Consider the following 25,852-nt stretch of genomic DNA (forward strand, 5'->3'; position numbering starts at 1 on the left):
CATTTCCCGTTTGCCCTCAACCCGAAAGCCCTGGCTGCGCCGCCTCAACAAACGATCGCACACGGGCAGGCTCGACAGGGTTCCACCAGACACCGCCCTGTTTTAGCGACGAAGCGACGATGACACCGCTGGTGCGCTTCAGGATTTCAACGATATTGGCTTCCCCAACACCAGAACCGACCAGAAGCGGAAGATGTGTGGCCTGCCCGATCTCTTCGATTTCCGCCATCGTTGCGCTGTTGCCGGTTCGCTGGCCAGTAGCGATCACCGCATCCGCATCAAAGAAGGCAAGGTCGCGGGTCAGCTCATCGATGCTACGATCACCCGTGATCGCATGCGCGCCATGCTTGACGTGGCTGTCGGCGAAAACCTTTATGTGCTCGGCCCTGAGCAGGGATCGATAACGCATCGCTTCCGCCGCACGCCCTTCCATGAAACCCTCGTTGGCGACATAGGCATTGGCCCACTGGTTGACGCGGATGAATTTCGCTCCGCCCGCCATGGCAATGGCGAAAGCCGGGATCGGCGCATTGGCAAGCACGTTGATACCGAGCGGAACGCCAGTCGCCCGCGCGACCCGGTCAGTCACCACGCTCATGAAGGCAGCTGTCTCATGACCGATATCCTCCGGCTTGGAAAAGGGAATATCGCCATGGTTTTCAACGAGAAGACCATGCATACCGCCTTCGATCAAAGCCTCGGCATCGCGCATGCAGACGTCGTAGATGGCATCCATGGCCGCGCCACGATACCTCGGTGCTCCGGGAAACGGCGGGCAATGCACCATGCCGATCAAGGCCTTGTCACGACCAAAGATTTCCTGGATGGCGTTCGCCCTATTGTCGGATATGATCTGCATGCCTTGTCCTCTCGAAAGTTTTTCATGCGTGCCTTCGTCATCGGCAATATCGCGCTCGACGAAACCTATTCCGTTTCCGCCCTGCCGGAAGCCGGGGCTTCGATTTTCGGCCGGCAGGCCTTCCGCGATCTTGGCGGAAAAGGCTGCAATCAAGCCATTGTCATGGCCCGATGCGGGCTCGATACCACATTGACTGCTGCTGTAGGTACAGATGACAGGTCTGCGACCATCCGCGCCCGCCTTGCAACCGAACCTCTGACCGCCGACCTCATTGGCATGGATGGGCAGACCAGCGATCTCTCCATCATCTTCAATACGCCCGATGGTGAAAACAGCATCGTCACGACCACGGCCTGCGCAGAATCTCTGACCCCGGAAGACGTGGCCGGAACCCTTGGTACAGCCAGCCCCGGCGACCTTCTCGTCGTGCAAGGCAATTTGGGCGAAACAACCACCCGTCTCGCACTGTCGCAGGCAAAGGCAACGGGAATGATCACCGCATTCAATCCGTCACCTCTCCAACCATGGTTTGAAAGTCTCTGGCCGCTCACGGACATCGCTTTCCTCAACCGCGGCGAAGCGGCAGCCCTGACCGGGGATACCGGCTCGACAGCAATAAAATTGCTCATTTCAGCCGGTGTCCGCCAGGTCATCCTCACCCTTGGCGGCGAGGGTTCGATGCTCGGCACGACAAACCAATGCCTGACCGTGCCCGCCGAAAAAACTGGCGTTGTCGACACGACGGGTGCTGGCGATTGCTTCATGGCCGTCACGCTGGCCTCCGCCGCGTTGAGAAACGTCAGTGTGGATGAACGGGCGTTGAGGCATGGCGCAAAGGCATCTGCGCTGACCGTCAGTCGTCGGGGCACGCTTTCAGCCTTTCCCGATATCCTTGAGCTCGCGGATATTTTGTCCAACTGACGATCCTCTCCACCGATACCTGCCGCAGCGCTCAGCGAGCTTCTGTCAGCCAGCCCAGAATGTTTTTCCACAAACGGCCGTAGCCCTGCCATTCGCAGAAGGCGGGAGAGAGCCAGTGCGGACCAATGTCGGATGTCCACGCCGCTGTCCGACCCTGGCCAAAAACGCCGGTGACCAGAAGCGGATGACCGCCCTGCTCCGCAGGCAGGCGGGCGACCACGTCCACATCTGCGCGCTCGCGCACCTCTACCTCATTGACACCGAGGAGAAGCGGCCATTCGCCGGAAAGACCTGCAACGGTGGGATGATCCGGCATCAGAATGTCGGCCGTCGATCCTTCTGGAATTTCAACGCGGTCATCCCATGGCAGGCAGGTCACGGGAAGCGTATCTTCCACGGGGGTGCGACGCCACCGGGCCTTGCCATCGATACCCTGGAACGAGAAATATCCGCCAACCATCAGCAGGCCGCCACCCTTTTCGACCCATGCCTTGAGAAGCTTCAGACGGTTTGGAACGGTTTTCGAGTGCAGCCAAACCGCAGGCGGCAAAAGCAGCGAGTTGGCACCGATGTCAGAGAGGATGATCGCGTCATACGCATCCAGCCCCGCCATATCGAAGGGAAGTTTCTCGACAGCATCATGAGCCGTCAGGTAGGTCAGCTCGTATTCACTACCTTCGAGCGCCTTTACCAGAGGTTCCGCGCCCAAGTGAAAGGTGACGCTGCCGAACTGGTCGAAGCCCTTGTAGTGAGTGGCGGAGCTGACCCAGCTTTCGCCCACGAGAAGTATTTTCTTTGTCATTTTTCGTTCCATTTCTATGGGTTCGTCACGTCTTCGCCTGGAAGACCGAGCGCGGGTTATCCCGCATGAGGATTTGCAAGGTGAGGTCATCCAGACCATGCCGCTTCAATCGCGGCAGGAAATGCTTGAGGATATAGGCGTAACCATTGCCGCCATACCGCGTCAGCATCATCTTCAGGAAAACATCGTGGGAAAGCAGGATGCGGTCCAGATATCCGCGCTCCACCAGCTGGACGATGGCTTTGGCCGCTTCGTCGTCACTCGGGCATTGGACCTGCTGATCGGCATAGAAGAAATCCATGCCGATCATGTCGTATTCGATGAAGGCACCGCGGCCGGCAAGTTCTCCCTGATAGCCAAGGTCATCATGCGACGGGTTCATGTGACACAGAACGGTGTGACTGACATCCGCGCCTTCCTGCTCGACTACATCGAGAACCCTATGACCCAGCCTTAACCAGCCCGGAAGATGCACCATGAGGGGCAAACCTGTACGGGCCTGCGCCCTCGCCGCACCCCGCAGCGATTTTTGCTCCTCGGGGGTGAAGTCCGAGGACACACCGATCTCTCCGATCAGACCGATTTTCACGCCGGTTCCGTCGACGCCCTGAAGCGCCTCGTGAACGATTTCATTGGCGATGTCGTCGATGCTGAGCGCTGCCACTTTCTCAGGATGGGAGGAGGCCAGATAATAACCCGCCCCCATCACGATGTTGAGCCCGGTCGCCTCGGATATCCGCCTGAGGGCAAGCGGATTTCTGCCGATACCCTGGCAGGTCGGCTCCACCACTGTATGGCCGCCCTGAGCGGCGAATTCATGCAGTTCTTTAATCGCAAGCGGCTCATCATCCAGCGTGATGTTGTGCTTGTTGACGAAGGGATCCTGGCGAAGTTCGCCGAGGATTTCCTGGCAGACCAAGCCCTCCGCCAGATATTGCCGCTCCGGCGTTTTCGGGGCGTGCCACCAGCAGCGGCAATCGTTGAGAATATGCTCGTGCATCAACGTCACGCCGAGCTTTTCCACCGGGACGGGGCCGGCAACCGTCATGAAATTGCCGGAGCGAATATGGCCTTTCGAGAGTTCATCCACCATGGCCTCAACCCTTTTTTCTGGAACCCAAGCGGAAGTTGGTGGTGAAGATGCGTGTGTTGAGCCAGATAGCGGCAAGAATGATCGCGCCCGTGACGATCTGTGTGAAAAAGGGCGAAATATGCATCAGGATCAGCCCGTTGCCGATCACGGCAATGGTCATGGTGCCAAGCACGGAGCCGAGAATGGTTCCGCGTCCGCCCATCAACGATGTACCGCCAAGCACAACCGCTGCCACGACTTGCAGCTCAAAGCCGACAGCAGCATTGGAGGAACCCGAGCCGAGGCGTGACGCGATCAGCAGCCCAGCGATTGCGGATGCCACGCCTGCCACCAGATAGACCGATGCAAGGATCCATTTTGCCGGCATACCCACACGACGGGCAGCCTCCAGATTGGAGCCTACCGCCACGACCCGGCGTCCGTAGCGGGTGGACGAAATGACCACATAGGCCACGACAGTGATGAGGATACCGATCAGCGCCGGCACCGGGAAACCGAACAGGTCTCCGCGACCGAGAAAAAAGAAGCCGGGCGCATCCGGAATCGGCACCGAATACCCTTGGGTGATATAGAGTGCGACCCCTCGAAGGATGGACAAGCCTGCGAGCGTAACGATGAAGGCCGGAATGCCCTGATAGGCAATGAACCAGCCCTGCAAGAGACCAAGCACGGCGCCGAGCATGAGCATGGCGACCAGCACCAGAGGCCAGGGATAGCCCGCCGCCATGAGGATGGCACCGACGGCGTTGATCAGCGCAACCATGGAGCCGACCGACAGGTCGATGCCGCCGGTGATGATGACAAGCGTCATGGCGACGGAAACGATGAGGATGGGAGCGGCCTGACGCACGACGTTCAGCAGGTTGCCTGCCGTCAGGAACGTATCCGTGCTTACGGCAAAGAACAGCATGCAGGCGATGAAAAAGGCCGTTATGGACAAGACCTGCGCGTTTTCGGCGATGAAATCGGCGACGGGTGAGCCCTTGGCGCGTTCAGTGTAGACGGTCAATGGCGACCTCCCACGATCAGTTTGACGAGGTCTTCGAGGCTGGTCTCGTTGATCTGCCGTTCGGCGACCTTCGTTCCCTCGTACATGACGGCGATGCGATCACACACGCGGAACAGATCCTGAAGACGATGAGTGATAAGGATGACGGAGACGCCCTTGGCCTTGACCCGGTTGATCAACGCCAGAACGGCCTCCACCTCTGCCACGGCAAGCGCCGAAGTGGGTTCGTCCATGATCAGGACCTTGGGATTGAAGGACGCCGCACGGGCGATTGCGATTGCCTGCCGCTGTCCGCCGGAGAGTTTTTCCACCTTGGCCGTCAACCTTGGAATACGGATTTCCAGCGCATCCAGCATCTTGCGGGCCTCGGCCAACATCGTCTGCCGGTCGAGGAACGGACCCTTGGTGATCTCGCGCCCAAGAAACAGGTTGCCGATCACGTCTATATGGTCACAGAGGCTCAAATCCTGAAAGACCATCTCGATATTGCGATTGCGCGCATCGGCGGGACCGGAGAAACGGACCTCTTCCCCCTCGAGCGTAATGGATCCTTCATCCGGAATGTAGGTTCCGGAAATAACCTTCGTCAGCGTCGATTTTCCAGCCGCGTTGTCACCGACAAGGCCCAGGCATTCACCGGGATAGATGTCGAGATCGACGCCGCGCAGCGCCTGATGTGAACCGAAAGTCTTTACGATACCGCGAAGCGAGACGCGCGGTTCTTGCGCCGCACCGGAGAGATGCTGGGGGAGAATATCTCCCCCAGCGCCGGTGACAGCGGTTGGGTGCTGTCCGCCGGCGATCATTTGAAGACCGCCCGGTAGGGCTCGACATTGGCCTTGGTAACGATGGTCACGGGCACGGCAATCGTCTTTTCGACACTGCCACCATCAGAAACAGTCTTCAGCGCCTTGACGGCCGCAGCACCCATAGCCGCCGGGTCCTGCTGGATGACACCCGCGACATAACCAGCGTCGATGCCAGCGATCGCCTGCTTGGTCAGATCCCAGCCGAAGACCTTGATGTCCTTCTGCTTGCTCTGGCTTTCGACGGCAGCGACGGCGCCGAGAAGGGCCGGTTCACCTGTTGCGTAGATTGCGGTCATATCCGGATTGCCGGTTATGAGGTTTTCCGCTGCGGAAAGAGCCGTATCCTGCACGTTCTGTCCGTCAACGACGCCAGCCGCCGTGATGCCGGACTGATCCTTGAGCGTGTCCTCAAAGCCCTTCTGGCGGATATTCTGTATGAATGAGTTGAGGGCCCCGACGACGCCGATCTTGGCCTTGCCGCCCATGTCTGACTTCACATAGTCGACGAAGAACTTGCCCATGTCGGCACCAGCCTTGGCATTGTCGACGCCAATCTGTGCCTTCTGAGGCCCTTCGGGCAATATTGCGTCGATAGCGACCACTGGGATGTTCGCTTCGGCGGCCTGCTTTACCGCAGGCATGATGCCGTTGACATCGATGGCAACGACCGCGATCCCATCGACCTTCTGCTGGATATAGGTCTCGATGGCGCTGTTTTGCGCAGCCGGATCGTTATTGGCATTGAAGATGACGAGCTTGACGCCCGCTTCCTTTGCCGCCTTTTCCGCACCCTTGTTCATGTCGTTGAAAAAGATGGCCTGCTGGTTGATCTGCACCAGGGCTATCGTCTTTTCCGCGGCACCGGCAATGCCGGCGGAAAGCGTCGCCCCGGCCAGAACGGTGGCGGCAAGGGCTGCGGAGAAATATCTGCGTTTGATTATTGTCATTTGCGTTCTTCCTCTGTTGGTTTTGTCCGTCGCAATTATTGTTTCGACGGCGGCGCAACGGAGCTCCGCACGACGATTTCTACGGGAAGCAGCTCTTCCGGATGGTCCGGAGTTTCCTGTTCCCAATTGGTTTCGGCGAGCAACGACAGGGCGCGCTGGCCAATGGCCCTGACCGGCTGGCGAATGGCGGTAAGCGGCGGATCGAACAGATGCAGCGGGCCGACATCGTCGAAGCCGATCATCGATACGTCCTGCGGAATGCGCACACCCTGCGCCCGCAAGACTTCAATCATCCCGATGGCGATTTCGTCGGAGCTGGCGAAAATTGCCGTGGCGGGACGGCCTTCGGAGAGAAAACGCAAGGCCGCTTCGCGACCAAACTCCGCGGTATAGTCGCCGCAATAACGCATGATCGACGGCTCGGAGCCGCAATGTGTCCGCAACGCTGCCTCCAACCCAAGGAAACGCCGCTGCGTGCTGAGCATTTCTGCCGGGCCGCCGACATAAAGCACGCGTTCGTGGCCATATCCGGCAAGGTGTTCGCCAGCCAGGCGGCCGCCCTGTTCATTATCACAGAACAGCTTCGGCACGGATGCCCCACTGACGTCTTCATCGACCACAACGACTTTGCCGGTGGCGCTGATAAGCTCGGCAAGCTCGTCCGTATCGGGGTGGTTGGTAACGAAGACCAGCCCGTCGACATGGTTGCGGGCAAGAAGCCGCAGATAGGACAGTTCGCGTCCCGGCCGGTTCAACGTTGCGAAAAGCGATACAGCAAGACCGCGCCTGTCTGCCTCCTCTTCCACTGCTGCAACCAGCATGCCGAAGAACGGGTTGCCGATATCGGGAACGACGAGACCGATCGTATCGGAGCGCCCACGGCTCAGACGCCGGGCATGCGGGTTTGGAACATAGTTGAGCTGGCGAATGGCGTCTTCGATGCGGGCCTTCGTGTCCGCAGGCAATTCCAGCGAGCCGTTGAGCAGCCGCGACACCGTGGCGACGGAAACACCCGCCGTGCGGGCAACATCCTTCAGACTGGTCGCACGATTTGGCGCCATCATTCTTCCCGTTCCTGTTCCCGTGGGCCTTTGGCCTCTTGATAGGCTTGTAAAGCGATTTACTAAACCGGTTTACAAGGAAATCCAAAACTTGCTCCCTGTCAAGATCATTTGGTGAGGCATTCGAATTTTGGCATATCGGAGATTTTTGCGGCCTTCCGACGGACAAAGGCCATCGGGGGGACGAGTGACGGCGCTCCTCGCCTTCACATAGAGGTGTCTTCAATCAGCACCTCTGATTATCAAGATTGTTTCATTGCTAAACGAGTGAAACGGGTCCACTGTGTTTGTTCCAGCAGCCATTGTACGGGCGCTGCTGTTTAAGGGTTGAATACCCTGGCCCCGACAAAGGAGGACGCCATGTCTTCCATATTCCACCAACCGACAAAACAGAATCTCGCAACGCTTGTTGGCTACGTCTTGTCTGCGGCAAGTGTGGCGCTGATCGTTTACATCCTGATCGGCGCATAGTTGCGATAACCGGCTGTAACTGTGCAGGTTTTAACGCAACGGAAAGCGGTGTTGGACATGATCGAAAGAACCACAGAGACCGAAATCACATTCACGCATCCGTTCCGTCTGGAGGCCCTTTCGGAACCCTTGGGAGCGGGCACTTATCGCCTGGTCATAGACGAGGAATTGATAGAGGGCCTCAGCTTCACGGCGTATCGCCGCGTGGGAACCCATCTAGAGATTCCCGCGATCGCTGTCGCCATGAACCGCCGACAGTTCCTTCAGGTGTCACCAACTGAAATCGATGATGCATTGGCTCGCGGTGTCGCAACCGTAGACGTCGGCCCGCGCGCCATTCCATGATCCCGCAATGGTCGCGCATTTCCTAAAGTGCGTAGCAGTTTTACGCCCGGAAAATGCGTAAAAACAAATAGCGAGAGCACGTCAGACAATTTTTTGTAAACAGGATGTGCTCTAACCGAAGTCGGAAGTCGTCAGGACGTTCAAATTGCGCCGGTACTTGGCATACACCTTCTTGGCAGCCTCGTAGATCGGCGTGCGCATTGCGTCAAAAGACGAAAGGCATTGGGCTTCCGACATGCCTGTTGCATGCACGCCGCCCTTGGCGAGTGCAGCGGCTTCGACAAAAAACCGGATTTCGAACATGCCGTCATGGCCGAAAAACCGCACAGCTTTACGCACGTCGTCAAAACTGCGGGCCGAGTTGGGGAACGCCAGTGTCATGCTTCACACCTGCTGCGTTCTTCCCTTCGCAAAACGTTGCGACGATTGAGTGAAAGCATGCCATCGGTTGCTTCCGATATGCTGAGTTCAGTCAGCCTGCGGCCACCCACCCGTACCGGCACACCGGTGAATACATGATATATGGTCCAGGTTTGGTCCCTCTCGATCCTTCTTCCATATTGGGAGTCAAGCGTATCGGCTACGGAAGTCCCGCCTTCGTTCTCCCAAACTTCGATCCTGAGCGCCTGGCGTCTTTGGTCGTTATAACTATTCATGGTCTTGCCTTTCATCCGAGGCTTCAGCGCGGCTTTGATCCGCGTGGAGCTGGTTTTATTCTACATTGCAACTGCTGCGTTCCTGTCTCTCGGTCGAAAGTCCCTATCGATCGGAGTGGTGCTTGAGCCAGACATCCCTAAGGACTAAATGCGGTGTCGTGTCCGGGCGGTACCAAGAAAATCCAGGAGCGAAACGACCAGATGCCATGAAATGGCACTGGAGAAATGCAGATGGTCTGCGTTGTGCAACTGGTGGCAGCGTAATCGCCCGTCAACCTGCATGCTCGTGACGCAACAGGTGACATCTCGGTGATTACCGCAAAGAAATGCGGCACCGTCAGCGCAAACATTCATTAAAGGACAACGAAGAAGAGGTGGTGCCTCTCTGACACCGGGGAGCCGTGCTGCCAGCACAACGAAGCCTATACTGCGCCTGGATTGCGCGGAAAACAAGGCGGACGCTAAAACCTGCCGGGCAGACAAAGCAAACACGTCTATTCAAAGCACGCATTTCTAGGCCACGATAGAAGTAGCCGAGCCCTGTTTTCCTGTCCTTCCCCAGATCAACATCAGCAGGCAGGCATCGCAGCCGGAAAATCGGGCCCGAAAAACCCAGGCCACTTCAGGCTGACAGGATCATGCGCTTTTTTTCCTGTCCGGAAAGAAACTCACGGACATCCTGTTCTCGTAGTGGCGCCGCATAGATATAACCCTGCACCAGCGTAGCACCGAGGCCTTCAAGGGCCGCGAGTTCCTCCCGTGTTTCGACCCCTTCCACCACGCATTCCAGCCCCATGTCGCGGCTGAGCGTGAGCAGCGATTTCACGATTTTGTAGCTGGCTGGCTTTTCGTGCAGATCCGTGACGAAGCTGCGGTCAATCTTGATCTTGGTGAGGGGCAGAGCGTGCAGCCGTGTCAGGCTGGAATAACCGGTGCCGAAATCATCAAGCGAAATGCCGCAACCGAGCCGCCGCAGCATTTCGACCGACTGCCTGACCTGTTCGAAATCATGCGCAAAGGCCGTTTCGGTAATTTCTAGGTCAATACGTGTTGCGTCGAAGCCGCTGTTTTCGATGATGCCGATCAATGACAGCACGCCTTCGCAGGAATTGAGGTCATGGGCCGAGAGGTTGAAGGACAGTCTAAGGGATGGCTCCCATGCCGATGCGGAAACGAGAGCGGTTCGAAGAAGAGGCCGTGTCAGCGAGCTGACGATACCGGCCCGCTCGGCAATGGCGAAGAACTGGGCAGGCGGGACATGGCCAAGGACCGGGCTGTGCCAGCGCGCCAGTGCTTCAAAACCCGCAGCTCTTCCATCGCGTATGTCGACGATCGGTTGGAACACGACTGAAAGCTCGTTTTCTATCTCTTTCTGCTTGAGCAGATGTTCGATACGGGCTTCGATATTGATCTGCTTTTCGTGCTCCGCATCGAATAGGACGGCATCGCCGCGCCGCGTTTTCTTGGCGTGGTACAACGCATAGTCCGCGCGGTCGAAAAGTTGCTCAAGCGTCAAAGCGAGGCACGGAAATACGGCTATCCCCATGGAAGCAGCGACATGCACCGTTCCCTCGGGCAGATGATAGGGCGCCCTCAACCGTTCCGAGATCACGTTCGCATTTACGACGAGTTGCGCATCATCAGGTATGATTGGGGCAACGATCGCAAACTCATCTCCCCCAAGGCGGAATGCCTTGCTGGTCGTCAGAGTTTCGGTGAGACGTTTGCTGACGTTGACGAGCAGCCTGTCGCCCACGGAATGGCCGTAAAGGTCGTTGACTGGCTTGAACCCATCGAGATCGATAACGCCAAGCGCCAGTCGCGTTCCCGCCACCCTTGCTTTTTCGATCTCGGCTGCCAAATGGGCGAAAAAGGCACGGCGGTTGGGCAGTTCCGTCAGGCTGTCGATATTGGCAAGCAGCAGGTTCTCGTTATTGAGCGCTTCCGTACGCTGCTGCGAAACAATCATGCGCTCGAAATTGCGGTAGTTGGTCAACAGGATGGACATCATGCCAGCGCAGACCAGCAGGACATTGATGGCAATGGCGATGAATGTCGGTTGCCTTGAGGCCAAAAAGAAGATGATGAAGGCGCCGTTGACGATGGCCGTGACCATGAAGGCGGCCGAACGCACATACATCAGACAGAAGATGCAGGAGATGACGGTAATCGCCATGTAGAAGGCGACATGGGACTGCGTATAGGCGTCCCCATAGGGCACCAGCAAAAAAGACCAGAGCGTGAATATAATGGCGATACCGGCTGCCAGGCGATTTGTGCGCTGAAGCGCTGCATGGGCCACCTTCGGAGGGGGATCGATACCGCGGGTTCTCCACCAGAATGCAACCCTGACGGTGCAGCCGAGTGTGAAAAAAGCGGGAATTCCAATGGTGAGCCAAAACGGCGCCAGTTGCAGATGTGTAGTGGCCAGCGCCCATGTACTTGAAATCAGTATGAAATACATCATCGGCATCTGCCGGGTGAAAGCGCGATATTGCGCTTTCAGCAGGTCCGGATTGTCGGACCGGACAGACATAAAATACAGCAATTTCTGTTTGGCGCCAAGTATGTTCATTTGCACGACTCATCGAGTACAGAGTCGGTTATTTATCAAGTCCGTATTACATCATCGGAAATACACAAGGTAAATCAAGAGGAAATGAAATCAACTCCAAGGTGTGCAGTCATGTTTTTACATAATCTGCGGCAAATAAGCTCTATTGCTGAATAGAAATCAGCTGGGTACGACGATCGTTGCCGGCGTTTCTTGTTGCGGCCATCGCTGCAGCGCCTCCTGTCCGGCAGGGGTCAAGCCATAGACGCCTCTATCCAGACGTTCAAACCAACCATAGACGTTTGCAAGCAAGATCTTCCCGGCATCCGGTATGCCGGATCTGACCTGACGCACGCGCAGCGGCCCTGATGCCAACGCCAAAGCGCAGTCGAGTGCCTGTTGGCGGTACGCGGTCATGATTGGTGCGCGAGTGCTTCCACCCACCGCCGGATCTCCGCGTCGCCTCTTGTGTTCGCGTATCAATCGCGAACGTCGTTTCGGATTGGTTCGCGGCATCGGTGATATGGAACTGACGATGACGCTGACGTCGCCAACATCGGAAATGCCGAGCATGCCGATCCCGAGCCTGCGGCAGAGGTCGCGGTAACGTTTGTCAGCCTCGCGGCCCTTGCCCTTGGCTGAGACCCGTGCCGCAATCCAGACCTCGTCTGCCATAGCCGCGCGATCAACCGCCTGCAAAATAAGCTCCAGATTGAAGCTCAGTTTCAGCTCGCAGATGACGACAACAGGCGGATCGTTATCGCTCAAGCCCACGAGGTCGCAACTGCCAACCTCGCCTTTGACAGTGTAGCCCGCTTCCTCGAGGAAACTTTTGACGGGCAGATAAAGCGAAGTTTCCATGTACCCGCAGATTAAAGTGACGAACCAGGCCCTAGATATATCGATCCGCCTGCGCAGAACAACCGCTATAACTACCAATACGGTTGCAAGTTGTCGGTGATGCGGGCAATCGCCAATAGTACCGGAATGATCAACTGGCACTTCTCCCCAGAGCGGACGCTTTTTGGGGGAGATACGATCAAAAATCGCCACGGATTCGATGTGCGATCGGCAAGATACCGGCGATCAGAGTCCAATCGCCGGTGCAAGTTTTTTAAAACAGTGCTTTCAGTCTCTCATCAGACGTCAGGCGTGAAAGACCCGCATTTATCAAAACTCTTCCCAGTTGTCCGGCGATGTGCTCAGGGCAGCATTGCCCGAGAACGCAGCTTTAATCTTTCCGCCGAGTGCACGCGCAGGAGAAACTGCAGGCCTGTCGGCGGATGAGGCTGCGCGAACCGGTGCGGAGATTTCGCTATAACCGCCTTCTGACAGTTTGAACCGAGCGAGCAGTTGGTTGAGCGACGAAGCCTCGCGTGCAAGCCCGTGGCTTGCCGCCGTGCTTTCTTCCACCATGGCAGCGTTCTTCTGGGTGTCCTGGTCCATCTGGTTCACAGCCGTATTGATCTGCTGGAGACCAGAGGATTGCTCCTGTGCCGATTCCGCGATCGCCATCACGTGACGGTTGATTTCCTGTACTTCCGTGACGATGAGTTCGAGTGCCTTGCCCGTTTCGCCAACCAGTTGCACACCCTGCTGAACCTGACTGTTCGATGTCGTAATGAGATTCTTGATCTCCTTGGCGGCACCGGCGGAACGCTGTGCCAGTTCGCGAACCTCTTGGGCAACAACCGCAAATCCCTTGCCCGCCTCACCGGCACGCGCAGCTTCCACGCCTGCATTCAGCGCCAGAAGGTTGGTCTGGAAAGCAATCTCGTCGATCACGCCGATAATGTTGGAAATCTCATCAGCGGATGCAGCAATTTGCTCCATAGCCGTGACAGCTTTCTGCACCACTTCTCCCGACTGTTCCGCACCAACTTTTGCACGACTGACAAAGTGGCCCGCTTCTTGCGCCCGTTTGGTCGAGTCTTTCACCGTCGTGGTGATCTCTTCCAGTGCAGCAGCTGTCTCCTCGACGGCCGCTGCCTGCTGTTCCGTACGCTTGGCCAGATCGTCGGCTGCGGCCCTGATCTCGTTCGCGCCGGAGTCGATGCCGCGCGCGTTCTGCGCCACCTGGTTCAGAGTCGATTGCAGCTGTTCCGCTGCCCTGTTGAAGTCGCCGCGAATACCGTCAAGGCTGGACACGAACGGCTGAGCGATCCGGTAAGTAACGTCGCCCTGAGCGATCTTCGAAAGGGCAGCAGCAAGGTTGTCGACGGCGAATTGCACGTCAGCAGCTTCTTTCGCCTTCTGTTTCTCGCGCTCTATCCGGTCCTGCTCTGAAGACGACCGATGGTTTTCCGTTTCATTCTCAAGCCGGAGGCGCTCGATGGCGTTCTCGCGAAATGCCTGAACAGCAGCGGCCATCTGGCCGACTTCATCCTTGCGGTCCATACCTTCGATTTCGCTGGCTGTATCGCCTGCCGCCAACGACCCCATCCGCTCGCGAAGCCGCGCAATCGGGGTGGTAATGCCACGCGACGAAATAAGCAGGCCGAGCGCGATCAATGCCAGGGAAACAAGTGCTATGCTGACCAGAGCCGTCCAGATTGTCGTGTTGGTGCTGGCCGTGAGGCGCTCTCTCCCATCGTTCATCACCTGGATCAGTTGCTCGTTCCCCGCGCTGATTTTCGGTGAGACTTCAGTTATTTTTCGAAGGACGTTAAGCGCCATCTGCTGAGCTTCAGCATTTTTTCCCGCCTGCATGAGAGCGATGACCTGATTGCCGATTTCCTCAACCTCGGCAACGCCCTTGAGGATATCACGAGCGGCATCCGTCCGGGCCGGCACCAGCTGCATTATTTTATTCTGCCGTTCTTCCAGTTGCTTCCGGTCGGCCTTGAATGTTTTGACAGCGGCCTCGAAATCACTGCTGGTCGAGTCATTGAGGCTGGCGCGAAGCATCTGCATGCCGAGTGCATTGAGATTGCCGCTCGTTCGGGCGTTCAGCACCGCAGCAAGCGCCTCATTGGCGATGAAATCGCTGTAAACATTGTCGGTATTTTTATACTGCAAGCTGACGTAGCTGATTCCGGAAAGCGACATCAAACTCATCACTGATATGACGAATAAGACCTTTGTTTTTATTTTGGTATTCTTCAGGAAAGACATGAATAGCCTCAGGGCAAGCGCTCCTCCAGCTGTCCGCGCAGGAAGCCAGAGAAACAAACAACGGAACATCGCGGGTAGCTGTGCCCCTCCTCATAGGGCGACAAGCGGATATCCGCTCCGGGCCGCCAAAGGCTGGGCGCGTTGGATCCACTCGTTCTACCAGCCCCGCCGATGAAACTTTGGAACCTGCGTATTTTAGATTTCACAAAATTACTAAATGAAGTGTTACCCGGCATATGCAAACGATGACATGTATGATGCCGTAAACTTACCCGGGCTTTGATTTTCGACGGGCTGCGCGCTTTCGCGAGCCGGACTCGAAAGAGAAGATTATCCTCGCCGTTTCAGCATTGCTTGATGCTGGCGGCATCGGTGTTTTCACGAGGATATCGATGGGGCCGACGGCTTCCCGCATCGATTTAACCGTCCCGGAGGTCGCGTAACGCGAGGCAATGTCCAGCGTGCGGGCCATGGCTTTGCCCTTATTCTGTTCGATCAGCAGTCACGGTGTATGCATAAACTCACAATTTATTGTGGTTGCCCTTCGGAGCAATTTGGCCTTGTTTGTAGACTCACACTCTTCACGGGAGGGAAATTATGTCGATAAAAACAACAACTCGCGCCACGCTGCTGGTAGGATCGCTTCTGATTGGCGCAAGTTCCGCACTTGCAGAAACAGTTCTTCACCGCGGCAATTCCGGGGAGCCTCAGACGCTCGATCAGGCACAGACCTCGATCAATATCGAAGCCTTTATCCTCAAAGACCTTTATGAAGGTCTCACCATTTACGATGCTGCCGGCAAGATCGTTCCCGGTACGGCGGAAAGCTGGACGCTGTCTGAGGATGGTACCGTCTACACGTTCAAACTGCGTGCAGATGCGAAGTGGTCGGATGGCACTCCGGTAACGGCTGGAGATTTTGTTTTCTCCTATCAGCGCGTCGAAGACCCGAAGACCGCAGCAAAATATGCGAATATTCTTTATCCGATCAAGAACGCCGAGAAAATAAACAAGGGCGAAACTTCGGTTGACCAGCTTGGCGTAAAGGCCGTGGATGACAAGACCCTTGAGATCACACTCGAGCGCTCAACACCGTTCTTCCTTGAACTCCTTGCCCACCAGACAGCTCTGCCGATCTCGAAGGCAAGCTTTGACAAGAACGGAACCAACTTCGTAAAGCCGGGCATCATGGTCTCGAACGGTGCTTACAAGCTTGAAGCGCATGTTCCCAATGACAGCTTGACGGTGGTCAAGAACACCAACTTCTGGGACGCATCGAACACCAAGATCGACAAGGTCATCTTCTACCCGATCGACGATCAGGCCGCATCCGTTCGTCGTTTCGAAGCCAAGGAAATGGACCTCGCCTACAACTTTTCCGCGGACCAGATCGACCGTCTGCGCAAGGCCTATGGCGAACAGGTTCACGTTTCGCCGACGCTTGCGACCTATTACTATACCTTCGACACGCGTGAAGCGCCGTATAATGATGTCCGCGTCCGTCAAGCCCTGTCCATGGCAGTCGACCGCGATTTTCTCGCCAAGGAAATCTACAGCGGTTCGCAGGTTCCCGCCTACTCCATGGTTCCTCCGGGCATGGACTCCTACGGTGAGCCTGCGAAAGCAGAGTTTGCGACGCTGTCGCAACTCGATCGTGAAGACGAAGCCGTTAAACTCATGAAGGAAGCCGGTTACGGCGAGGGCGGCAAGCCGCTTTCCGTCGAAATTCGCTACAACACCAACCCGAACCATGAGCGCGTTGCCACCGCTATTGCGGATATGTGGAAAAATACCTTTGGCGCCAAAGTGTCACTGGTGAACCTCGACGTCGCCTCGCATTACGGCTACCTGCAGGAAGGCGGCAAGTACAACGTTGCGCGTGCAGGCTGGGTTGCCGACTATGCGGATGCGGAAAACTTCCTCGCCCTTTCGGTATCCTCCAACAAGACCTTCAACTACTCGAAGTTCAATAATGCCGAATATGATGCGCTGATGCAGAAGTCCTATGACGAAAAGGATCCTGCTGCTCGCTCCAAACTGTTGCACGAGGCAGAAACCATCCTCATGAAGGAACAGCCGGTTGCTCCGCTTCTCACACAGGCGGACCTGTGGCTGGTTTCCAACCGCGTGAAGGGTTGGGAAGACAATGCTGCTAACGAACACCTCAGCCGCTTCCTGAGCGTTTCCGAATAAGCAGTGCTGGCACGGTGGCCGAAACCACCGTGCCATGTCGGAGCCTGAAAATCATGATTTCATTTATCCTGCGCCGTTTGGCGAGCGCCGTGCCGACATTGTTCATCGTCGTCACGATTTCGTTTTTCCTGATGCGTTTCGCACCGGGCGGTCCGTTCAACCTCGAGCGGCCCCTGCCCCCGCAAACCATGGAAAACCTGATGAGAACCTATCATCTGGATGAACCATTGTGGCGCCAGTATCTCATCTATCTCGGCAACGCCGCCACCGGCGATTTCGGTCCGAGCTACATCTACAAGGACAACACCGTCGCCCAGTTGATCGGCAAAGGCCTGCCCTATTCGCTGGAGCTCGGTTGCTATGCTCTTTTGCTGGCGTTGGTCGGCGGCATTCTTGCCGGCACCTTTGCCGCACTCAGGCAGAATAGCACCTTCGATTTCTCCATCATGTCCATCTCGACCATCGGCATCACCGTGCCGAACTTCGTCGTCGCACCTGTCCTCACGCTTATCTTCGCCGTCTTGCTGGGGCTTCTGCCCGCAGGTAGCTGGGGTGACGGGTCGCTACGCTATCTCATTCTTCCGATGATCGCGCTCGCCTTGCCGCAGCTTGCGGTCATCGCGCGTCTGACGCGCGGTGCAATGATCGAGGCTCTGCGCATGGACCATATCCGCACCGCCAGGGCCTATGGCCTCCCGGCTCGCAGCGTCGTGGTGATTCACGCCATGCGCGCGGCGATGCTGCCGGTCGTTTCATATCTTGCGCCTTGCGCCGCAGCGCTGCTGACGGGCTCGGCGGTCATCGAGACGATCTTCACCATTCCCGGTGTCGGCCGCTACTTCGTTCTTGGCGCCATCAATCGTGACTACACGCTGGTCATGGGAACGGTCGTTCTCATCGCCATTTTCGTCATCCTGTTCAATCTCGTGGTCGATATTCTCTACGGCCTGCTCGATCCGAGGGTCAGACATGACTGATATCTCCGGCAATATCGCCCCTCAGCCATCGGTGAAAAGCCGAAGCCTGTTCCAGCTGGCAGCCCTGCGTTTCAGACGAAACAAGGCCGCCATGGCTGGCTCCATCATGCTTGTGCTGATCACACTTTTCTCGTTTATCGGCCCGCATTTCCTTTCACACACCTATGATCAGGTGTTTTCGTCCTACGTCTCCGTCGCGCCAAGCCTCGAGCCGCGCCCGGACGTGAACAACCTCCAGAGCGTCATGGAAGGTGTGGCAGGCCGTGCGCGCGTCGAACTGAAGGAGTTTGCCGTCGAAGGGCAGACCTTTACGGCAACGGTTACCTCCAGCAGCCCGATTGACCCGCGCACGACACGTTATTTCGACCGCGCCAACGAATTCGAAAACACGAAAGTCGTTGCTACGGGAGATGATGGTCGAACGCTGAAGTTGGAAGGCGATGTCAATCGCGAATACTTCTTCTTCGGTACAGATTCAAACGGTCGCGACATGCTGGCTCGCGTAATGCTGGGCGGCCAGATCTCCATTGCAGTCGGCGTTCTCGCCAGCCTCGTTTCGCTCGGCATCGGCGTGCTTTACGGCGCTACGGCGGGTTACATCGGCGGGCGCGTCGACAATGTAATGATGCGTTTCGTCGAGATCCTCTATTCGCTGCCCTTCGTCTTCCTCGTCGTGGTTCTCGTGGTTTTCTTCGGGCGTAGCTTCATCCTGATCTTCCTTGTCATTGGCGCAGTGGAGTGGCTGGATATGGCGCGTATCGTGCGTGGCCAGACGCTTGCCTTGAAACGGCGGGAATTTGTGGCGGCAGCTCAGGCCTTGGGTTTGAGCGACTGGCAGATCATCCGCCGTCACATCATCCCCAACACCATCGGTCCCGTGGTCGTGTTCGTGACGGTCGTCGTCCCGAAGGTCATACTTCTTGAAAGCTTTCTCTCCTTCCTGGGGCTTGGTGTTCAGGCACCACTCACGAGCTGGGGTGCGCTCATTTCCGAAGGCGCCAACAATATTCAGTCGGCCCCGTGGCTGCTGATATTCCCGGCAATCTTCTTCGTGCTGACGCTTTTTTCGCTGAACTTCGTAGGCGACGGATTGCGTGATGCACTCGATCCCAAGGATCGTTGACATGAATACGACATCTGAAAACATTCTCACCGTCCGCAATCTCAAGGTCGATTTTGCCACGCCAGACGGCACCGTCAACGCCGTCAAAGGTGTCGATCTCCACGTAAAGCAGGGTGAAACGCTCGCTGTCGTCGGGGAATCCGGCTCCGGCAAAAGCCAGACCATGATGGGCATCATGGGCCTCTTGGCTTCCAACGGCGTCATTCAAGGCTCGGCGCAATATCGTGGACGCGAGTTGGTAGGCTTGCCGGTCAACGAGCTGAACAAAATCCGTGGCGCGAAAATCACCATGATTTTCCAGGAGCCGATGACCTCGCTCGATCCGCTTTACAGGATCGGCGCGCAGATCGCCGAGCCAATCGTCCATCACCGGGGCGGCAGCAAGAAGGAAGCGAGGGCACGCGTTCTCGAGCTTCTGAAACTTGTCGGTATTCCGGACCCGGAGCGGCGCATCGACAGCTACCCGCATGAGCTTTCCGGCGGCCAGCGCCAACGCGTCATGATCGCCATGGCGCTGGCAAACGAGCCGGATATTCTGATCGCGGATGAGCCAACCACCGCGCTCGACGTGACAATCCAGGCGCAGATCCTCGATCTTCTGAAGTCGTTGCAGCAGCGCTTCGGCATGGCAGTGGTGCTGATAACGCACGATCTCGGTGTCGTCAGGCATTTTGCCGATCGTGTTGCGGTTATGCGCCGAGGCGAGATCGTTGAAACCGGTCCGACGGAAGAGATCTTCGAGCGCCCGCAGGCGGACTATACGAGGATGCTTCTCGATGCCGAACCCAGCGGCCACAAGCCGCCGGTCGGCAAAGAAGCGCCGGTCGTTCTCTCTGGCCAGAACGTCACGATCGATTATGTGATTCCGGGCGGCTTCCTGTCGAAGTCACGGGCTTTCAGGGCCGTGGACAGCGTTAATGTCAGCCTTCATCAAGGGCAGACCATCGGCATCGTCGGTGAATCCGGATCAGGCAAGTCCACGCTCGGTCGCGCGCTTCTGCGCCTTGTCACTGCAGAGGGCCGCATTTTCTTCGGCAAGACGGAAATCACCGGACTTGGCCGAACGGCAATGAGGCCATTGCGGCGGCAGCTGCAGCTTGTGTTCCAGGATCCGTATGGATCTCTTTCGCCAAGGCAGACTGTTGGAGAGATCATCACTGAGGGTCTCTTTGTGCACGACCCACAGCTCAGCCGCGCGCAGCGCGACGAGCGAGCAATAGAAGCGCTGAAAGAAGTCGGCCTCGATCCCGCCGCCCGCAACCGCTACCCGCACGAGTTTTCAGGCGGGCAACGTCAGCGTATCGCAATTGCCCGCGCGATCATCCTCAAGCCAGATGTCGTCATTCTCGATGAACCTACATCGGCGCTGGACCGATCCATTCAAGGCCAAGTCATCGATCTCTTGCGTAATTTGCAGAAAACGCACAACCTTTCCTACATCTTCATCAGCCACGACCTCTCTGTCATCAAAGCCATTTCGGATTATGTCATCGTGATGAGAAACGGGAAGATTGTCGAAGAGGGAGAAACGGACGCGATATTCGAGCGGCCGGCGGCTGAATATACCAAAACACTGATCAAATCCGCGTTTTCGGCCGAAGTAACATCATAGATTACAGCCCGGCACTGCCGGGCTTTTTCTGGCGCCGTTACAAAAGATCCGGTTTGTGGAGGAGGTCGTTATTTCGCGGCCATGGCGGCCTTCCTCTCCTGTTCAATCCCGACCATATCGCCACGTAGCAAGCAGGTTCGATGATGTGCGAAAGCTGGTACCCGTCACAGGACTAAGCGACTTCCAAATTCATAACGAAATCCGCGGTTTCATGGGCATGAATGCGGGTAAAACGTATCAGCTCGTCGAAGTGACGTTGCATTTTACGGATGGCTTCAGCGTTGTTGAGCACAAGATACATGGCGCCGACGAAAAGTGCTGCCCGTTGCGAACCGAAGATCGTATAGGGCACGGAAAAGCGTTCTTTTTCATTGAACAGAAACAGCCGGAATGATGGGTATAGCTCGCTAATAAGTCCCGACATATGTTTGAGTTGTTCGGCACGTGTCTCGCGGTCCAAACCGCTCCACATACCGCGCCCCTGCGCAAAAGCTTCCAGCGTTTCGAGCGGCATGCAAACTTCCATGTCGGTACCAGGCTGACGATTATAATCGAGTCGAAACGCCGTTTCGCTGGCCTGCGCCATCACACTCTGATGCGCGCCCATGGCCTCGAAAGCGATGATCTCGGGTGTGCGAAGCAGATCGGGAATGCGTGCCGGAACATAACGGATTTTGGTGCCTGCCGCTTCCGCATGCCACTTCATCAACAGCGTATCCGTATAATCAGCGCCGCCCTCCTCGATCTCGAAACTTGGCCGCAATTCCCCCATCAACCCCTGATCATGGGAAAGACCGAGTAGCCAGTCGAGCGAGACGGAATGTCGCTCGGCGATATTCAGCAGCGTCTCCACACGCGGAAGCCGCGCCGAATCACCGGAAAGCAATTGCGAAAGTGCTGATCGATCAATGCCAATGGCGGCGGCAAAAGACGCCTGGCTGTCTTCTGACCTGTTCACCAGCTGGATCAGGCGGGCACGAAACAATTCTGCGAGCGCGCGCTTGTCCATAATTCACCCGTTTGTTTATAATTATCACCATAATGCTTAAACTGTTATCAAAATCAACAGTTGGTCACCATAAACCCGTTGTGGCTGGCTGAGACTGGTGCGACCCTGCGGTGACAGGGGCATCAAGAGTATGAAATGACAGACATATTGGCAAAGAAGACGGCGCGGCTGACTGGCGTGCGCCGCAGAAGAACGCGTGACCGAATTGAATGGCCAACAGTCTCGCTGTTGGCGGTCTGTTACGGTCTCTGGATTTTCGCGGGATATTTTCTGTATCCGTTGTTTCCAATCGTTTCTCTGGTGCTCATGGGCATTGCAGTTGCCCTGCACTCCTCGCTCCAGCACGAGGTTCTGCATGGGCACCCCACGCGCAATGCACGACTGAACGAAGCTTTGGTCTTTCTGCCGCTCGGGATTTTCTACCCCTATCGCAGTTACAAGCGCACGCATCTGCAACACCATGCAGACGAGCGTCTGACCGACCCATTCGACGATCCGGAAAGCTATTACCGGGCCATGGGCGACTGGCAAAAGATGCCGTCGTTCCTCAAGGTCCTGCTGGGATGGAACAATACGTTCATCGGGCGTCTGGTCATCGGTCCTCCGCTGATGGTTGTTGGTTTCACGATATCCGAATGGCGCAAGATCGCGCAGGGTGATCGGCGGGTGATCTATGCCTGGACCCTGCATCTGGCCGGACTTGTTCCGACACTGCTGGTCATATCCCTGATTTTCGGCGTTCCAATCTGGCTCTATGTCAGTGTGGCGGCCTATCTGGGCATATCCATCATTGCCATTCGCTCCTACTGCGAACATCAATGGTCCGAACAGCCGGATGGGAGAACGATCATTGTTGAAAACTCCATCCTGGCTCCACTGTTTCTCTATAACAACCTGCATTTCGTGCATCACAAAATGCCGACAGCCGCCTGGTATAAATTGCCCTCCCTCTACAGCGAGAGGCGGGCGGAGTGGCAGAAGATGAATGACGGATATGTGTTCAGCAATTATTTCGAGGTGTTCCGCGCTTTCGCCTTCAAGGCCAAGGAACCGGTAGCGCATCCTGTCTTGAGACGGGACGAGCAAGTTTTAATCGCGTCACCCGTCGTGCCTGCCGCTCTGATTTTTTCTGACCATGCGATGCAGGAACAAGACGTGAGACTGGAAATTCCATCGTGACATGGATCGCGGCACTGCCAATGTATGACTGGCCCGAACTGCGCAATGAGACGGACAGGCTGTGGGCCGATATGCGCACCCGTTTTTTAGCAGAGGGTATCGACGCTCCCAAAGGCCTCACCAGACGCAACGGCGATATGCCGGCGGTTCCGGGAGGTATTCGTGGAAAGGACGGCGCCATCATTGCCGCAGACCCTGCCACGCTCGATCCCGATGCATTGGATCTTGCGGTGCTCTGGCGGCATCCGGCTCTGCTGATCTCCGGCACCTGCTGGGGGCCAATGGAGTTTGGCCTGCAGGATCATGTGCAGGTGATTGGACAGAGCGATTATAATGGCATCAAGGGTGGTGCAGGCGAGTTCTATTCCAGCGCCATCATTGCCCGCATAGCCGACGGTGGAGAGGGTGCAGAACCTTCGAAAACCGGTGAGGCCGCTTTGCCGAAAGGATTTCTTAGCGGGAAAATACTGGCATTCAACGAGCACAAGTCATTATCCGGCTATCTCAGCTTGAAACGCGATCTGGAAGCAGAAGGCGCGGGCCTCGATCTGTTTGAAAATTGTCTCGAAACCGGTGCGCACCGCGCTTCCGTCATCGCAGTGGCCGAGGGCCGGGCGGACATTGCCGCGATCGACTGCAAATCCTGGATGCTTGCGCAACGGCATGAACCGGCCGCCCGGAGCCTCCACGTTATCGGCTGGACTGCACGGCGCAAAGGCCTGCCCTTCATCCGCGCCAAGGGTATCGATCTGCCTTTCACCATGTAAGGCACGAGCCTCACGGCCTTCAATCACATATCCGGTGGCGAGAAATCACGCAGGAGCAGCCTTGCCTTTTCCATGTCCGAAGACAGAGGCCGGTCATCCGAATAGGGCTGGAGGTGCTCGCGAAGCAGATTGTAGACCGCATTTGTTCCGGCTGCCCGCCCGGCAACATTTTCCAGGAAATCATGGGCCTGCACCCCGGCCATCCATTCGATGGCCAGAATATATTCGGCATTGTCGAGAACCGCGAGCAGCTTGTTGGCGGCTGCCGTGGGATGAGAGAGAAAATCCTCCTGCAATCCCGATGTCAGCCCTCCATCTGTGGAGGCAGGCGCGGAAAGACGTCTGCTATCGCCGACAAGGGCTGCGGCCGTATATTGCGCGATCATGAAACCTGAATGGCTTCCGGCATCGGTCGCCAGAAATGGCGGCAGACCACTCACCAGAGGATTGACCAGCCTGTCGATACGGCGCTCGCTCATGGAGGCAATCTGTGCAATGGCGATGGCGAGACTGTCTGCCGCCTGCCCCAATGCCGGGGCAACGGCATGGGCCTCCGACGAGACGATGGGCTGCTCGGGCGTGCCAAGGATCGCGGGATTGTCGGTGACGGAGGCGAGCTCTCGGTCAACGATGGAGGCGCAGGCATCGAAGATGTCGCGTGCAGCACCATGCGCATGCGGCACGGCACGTAGGCTTAGCGCGTCCTGTGTCCGCCTGCCATGAGCGGCGGCAACCAGCCCACTGCCTTCAAGCCGGGATCGCAGAGCAGCCCCGACGGCCGCGATTCCCTTCGAGGGACGCAGCGCGAGAACCGTCTCGTCAAAAGCGTCGATCTGGCAGCCTGCTGCTTCAAGCGTCAGCGCCGCTATGGCATCGGCCCAATCTAGCAGGTGATTGGCCCGCGCGAGTGCCATGCAGGAAAGACCGGTCGCACAGGCTGTACCATTGACGAGGCTCAGCCCTTCCTTGGCACCCAGCACGATGGGTTGAAGGCCCATTGCCGCCAGGGCATCCCGTCCACTCATAACGCGCCCGCCGAGCCGGGCCTGGCCCTCTCCGATCAGAACAAGCGCAACATGCGCGTTGTGCACCAGATAGCCCGCCGATCCGCGGGACGGCACGTCGGGAATACAATCCTGTTCCAGAAACGTCGACAGATGCGAGACGATCTCGCGTCGGACACCGGAGTGCCCATGGGCGAAATTGGCGATCTGCGCCGCCATGATTGCCCGAACTTCGCGAGGATCCAACAACGGGCCGACACCGCAGGCATGGCTGAGAATAATGGAGCGCGAAAGCCGACCCTGCGCGGTGCGATCCACCACAGTGTCCGACAGTGCACCGACCCCGGTATTGATGCCATAGGCACGCACACCGCTTTCGACGATGCTGTCAACGATCTGGCTCGCCCGGTCAATCCGCAGATAGGCCGCGTCTGACACACGCAGTGCCTCGCCCTTGCCGATATGGGCCACATCGCGCCAACTCAATCCATCATCCAGTAGAACAGTCATGACGTTTTCCTATGATGCAGAAACGGCTGCGAGGAGCGGGAATTTTCCATCTTGAATACTGCCGGCGTTGGCCCGTGTCTCAATTACTGCTGTAAAGACGATAGCGGCTGCCGGGATAAAGGAGGCGGACGGAAGACACGATCCCCTTTGTCGACCATGTGCGACGACGCACGAGCAGGCATGGTTCCGTCTTGGAAATCGCCAGCAGCTTGCACTCCCAGGGCTGTGCGCTGACCGCCTCGATATGCTGCTCGGCTTTCACGATCGGTGCCACTCGCGTGAGATAACCGTTGGGTGTTACGAGGTTGAAATCCTGTTTGATGTAATCGGGCGCGCAGTCCGAATTGACGAAACGATCCTCGATTTGCATCGGCACGCCGTCTTCCGCATGCACAATGATCGAGTGCGCAGCAAGGCTGCCCGCCGGAACAGCGAGCGCTTCGGCAAGATCTGGATCGCAGGTTTCGATTTGAAGAAGTATGACCCGCGCGCTGTGAACACCGCCGTTGCGTGTTATTTCTTCGGCAATGTTGGGTACGCTCTGGAACTGCGATGTGCGCTTCTTGGACGCAACGAACGAACCTTTGCCGCGTACACGCACCACAAGCCCTTCGTCGGCCAGCTCACGCAAAGCGCGGTTGGCCGTCATACGGCTGACACCGAGAATATCGACCAGTTCGTTTTCCGATGGAACACGTTGACCGATCTTCCACTCACCCGCCTCGACGCGACTGCGGACATAGTCTTTCAGCTTTACATAGAGCGGTGAACTCTGGTCTTCGGTGCCCTGCGCGTCACGAGCGTCCTCAGATATCGGCGGCATCACTTCCCGGAAAA

23 protein-coding genes are annotated in these 25,852 nt (G+C 57.1%); 8 read left to right on the forward strand and 15 right to left on the reverse strand.

Features of this window, described 5'->3' with window-relative positions:
- Positions 1–16: 16 nt before the first annotated feature.
- Positions 17–859: a BtpA/SgcQ family protein gene (locus ACQZ5Y_RS25405; RefSeq protein ID WP_038494808.1), complete on the reverse strand. Its 843-nt coding sequence runs from the start codon at positions 857–859 to the stop codon at positions 17–19.
- A gap of 24 nt (positions 860–883) precedes the next feature.
- On the opposite strand from ACQZ5Y_RS25405, the gene ACQZ5Y_RS25410 reads away from it, so the two are divergent.
- On the forward strand, positions 884–1,780 hold the full coding sequence (locus ACQZ5Y_RS25410) for a ribokinase (protein ID WP_019566855.1): 897 nt from the start codon (positions 884–886) through the stop codon (positions 1,778–1,780).
- A 31-nt stretch (positions 1,781–1,811) separates the two neighbouring features.
- On the opposite strand, the gene ACQZ5Y_RS25415 is transcribed toward ACQZ5Y_RS25410, so the two are convergent.
- From ACQZ5Y_RS25415 to ACQZ5Y_RS25440, 6 genes are read right to left on the reverse strand one after another with little or no spacing between them, the layout of a single operon-like run.
- A complete protein-coding gene (locus ACQZ5Y_RS25415; RefSeq protein ID WP_003518260.1) occupies positions 1,812–2,582 on the reverse strand; it encodes a glutamine amidotransferase in 771 nt (256 codons plus the stop codon).
- Positions 2,583–2,607: 25 nt separating this feature from the next.
- A complete protein-coding gene (locus ACQZ5Y_RS25420) occupies positions 2,608–3,675 on the reverse strand; it encodes a phosphotriesterase family protein (protein ID WP_013762214.1) in 1,068 nt (355 codons plus the stop codon).
- Between the two features lie 4 nt (positions 3,676–3,679).
- A complete protein-coding gene (locus ACQZ5Y_RS25425) occupies positions 3,680–4,684 on the reverse strand; it encodes an ABC transporter permease (RefSeq protein WP_003518264.1) in 1,005 nt (334 codons plus the stop codon).
- Entirely contained in the window at positions 4,681–5,490 is an 810-nt protein-coding gene (locus ACQZ5Y_RS25430; protein ID WP_013762213.1) for an ATP-binding cassette domain-containing protein, read from the reverse strand. Before ACQZ5Y_RS25430 ends, ACQZ5Y_RS25425 begins: the two co-directional genes overlap by 4 nt.
- Entirely contained in the window at positions 5,487–6,440 is a 954-nt protein-coding gene (locus ACQZ5Y_RS25435; protein WP_060642837.1) for an ABC transporter substrate-binding protein, read from the reverse strand. Before ACQZ5Y_RS25435 ends, ACQZ5Y_RS25430 begins: the two co-directional genes overlap by 4 nt.
- A 35-nt stretch (positions 6,441–6,475) precedes the next feature.
- Positions 6,476–7,501 (reverse strand): LacI family DNA-binding transcriptional regulator, encoded by a 1,026-nt coding sequence (locus ACQZ5Y_RS25440; protein WP_111800145.1) that lies wholly within the window; start codon positions 7,499–7,501, stop codon positions 6,476–6,478.
- 528 nt (positions 7,502–8,029) lie between these two features.
- Here ACQZ5Y_RS25440 and ACQZ5Y_RS25445 point away from each other — a divergent pair.
- The gene (locus ACQZ5Y_RS25445) at positions 8,030–8,317 is read left to right on the forward strand and encodes a hypothetical protein (protein WP_003518273.1); all 288 of its coding nucleotides are present in this window, start codon (positions 8,030–8,032) and stop codon (positions 8,315–8,317) included.
- A gap of 111 nt (positions 8,318–8,428) precedes the next feature.
- On the opposite strand, the gene ACQZ5Y_RS25450 is transcribed toward ACQZ5Y_RS25445, so the two are convergent.
- From ACQZ5Y_RS25450 to ACQZ5Y_RS25470, 5 genes are all read right to left on the reverse strand, one after another.
- Complete coding sequence (locus ACQZ5Y_RS25450; RefSeq protein ID WP_013762208.1) at positions 8,429–8,698, reverse strand: DUF1488 family protein; 270 nt, start codon at positions 8,696–8,698, stop codon at positions 8,429–8,431.
- Positions 8,695–8,988, reverse strand: a complete 294-nt coding sequence (locus tag ACQZ5Y_RS25455) for a hypothetical protein (protein ID WP_111800146.1) — start codon at positions 8,986–8,988, stop codon at positions 8,695–8,697. The genes ACQZ5Y_RS25450 and ACQZ5Y_RS25455 overlap by 4 nt, the downstream gene beginning before the upstream one ends.
- Before the next feature lie 607 nt (positions 8,989–9,595).
- Positions 9,596–11,548: a putative bifunctional diguanylate cyclase/phosphodiesterase gene (locus tag ACQZ5Y_RS25460; RefSeq protein ID WP_162692122.1), complete on the reverse strand. Its 1,953-nt coding sequence runs from the start codon at positions 11,546–11,548 to the stop codon at positions 9,596–9,598.
- Positions 11,549–11,707: 159 nt separating this feature from the next.
- Positions 11,708–12,388: a DUF2161 domain-containing phosphodiesterase gene (locus tag ACQZ5Y_RS25465; protein ID WP_111800147.1), complete on the reverse strand. Its 681-nt coding sequence runs from the start codon at positions 12,386–12,388 to the stop codon at positions 11,708–11,710.
- Between the two features lie 309 nt (positions 12,389–12,697).
- Positions 12,698–14,641 carry a methyl-accepting chemotaxis protein gene (locus ACQZ5Y_RS25470; RefSeq protein ID WP_111800148.1) on the reverse strand — a complete coding sequence of 648 codons (1,944 nt, stop codon included), beginning with the start codon at positions 14,639–14,641 and terminating at the stop codon, positions 12,698–12,700.
- Positions 14,642–15,238: 597 nt separating this feature from the next.
- Here ACQZ5Y_RS25470 and ACQZ5Y_RS25475 point away from each other — a divergent pair.
- Genes ACQZ5Y_RS25475 through ACQZ5Y_RS25490 form a run of 4 tightly spaced genes read left to right on the forward strand, consistent with a single transcriptional unit; the run spans position 15,239 to position 20,546 of the window.
- Positions 15,239–16,834, forward strand: coding sequence for a peptide ABC transporter substrate-binding protein (locus tag ACQZ5Y_RS25475; protein WP_111800149.1), 1,596 nt, complete (start codon positions 15,239–15,241; stop codon positions 16,832–16,834).
- A gap of 53 nt (positions 16,835–16,887) precedes the next feature.
- Positions 16,888–17,811, forward strand: coding sequence for an oligopeptide ABC transporter permease OppB (oppB, locus tag ACQZ5Y_RS25480; RefSeq protein WP_003518321.1), 924 nt, complete (start codon positions 16,888–16,890; stop codon positions 17,809–17,811).
- A complete protein-coding gene (locus tag ACQZ5Y_RS25485) occupies positions 17,804–18,934 on the forward strand; it encodes an ABC transporter permease (RefSeq protein ID WP_111800150.1) in 1,131 nt (376 codons plus the stop codon). Before oppB ends, ACQZ5Y_RS25485 begins: the two co-directional genes overlap by 8 nt.
- A gap of 1 nt (position 18,935) precedes the next feature.
- The gene (locus ACQZ5Y_RS25490) at positions 18,936–20,546 is read left to right on the forward strand and encodes an ABC transporter ATP-binding protein (RefSeq protein WP_162647927.1); all 1,611 of its coding nucleotides are present in this window, start codon (positions 18,936–18,938) and stop codon (positions 20,544–20,546) included.
- Between the two features lie 172 nt (positions 20,547–20,718).
- Here the strand turns inward: ACQZ5Y_RS25490 and ACQZ5Y_RS25495 are convergent, their stop codons facing one another.
- Positions 20,719–21,555 (reverse strand): helix-turn-helix domain-containing protein, encoded by an 837-nt coding sequence (locus tag ACQZ5Y_RS25495; RefSeq protein ID WP_019566842.1) that lies wholly within the window; start codon positions 21,553–21,555, stop codon positions 20,719–20,721.
- A 135-nt stretch (positions 21,556–21,690) separates the two neighbouring features.
- Here ACQZ5Y_RS25495 and ACQZ5Y_RS25500 point away from each other — a divergent pair, with 135 nt between their 5' ends.
- Positions 21,691–22,734 (forward strand): fatty acid desaturase, encoded by a 1,044-nt coding sequence (locus ACQZ5Y_RS25500; RefSeq protein ID WP_111800151.1) that lies wholly within the window; start codon positions 21,691–21,693, stop codon positions 22,732–22,734.
- A 20-nt stretch (positions 22,735–22,754) separates the two neighbouring features.
- Entirely contained in the window at positions 22,755–23,501 is a 747-nt protein-coding gene (locus ACQZ5Y_RS25505) for a phosphate/phosphite/phosphonate ABC transporter substrate-binding protein (RefSeq protein WP_035252707.1), read from the forward strand.
- 23 nt (positions 23,502–23,524) lie between these two features.
- Here the strand turns inward: ACQZ5Y_RS25505 and ACQZ5Y_RS25510 are convergent, their stop codons facing one another.
- Entirely contained in the window at positions 23,525–25,015 is a 1,491-nt protein-coding gene (locus ACQZ5Y_RS25510) for an HAL/PAL/TAL family ammonia-lyase (protein WP_111800152.1), read from the reverse strand.
- Between the two features lie 79 nt (positions 25,016–25,094).
- Positions 25,095–25,838, reverse strand: a complete 744-nt coding sequence (gene hutC, locus ACQZ5Y_RS25515) for a histidine utilization repressor (RefSeq protein WP_076845313.1) — start codon at positions 25,836–25,838, stop codon at positions 25,095–25,097.
- Positions 25,839–25,852: the final 14 nt, after the last annotated feature.

The organism is Agrobacterium sp. A3-95 (assembly GCF_053521785.1).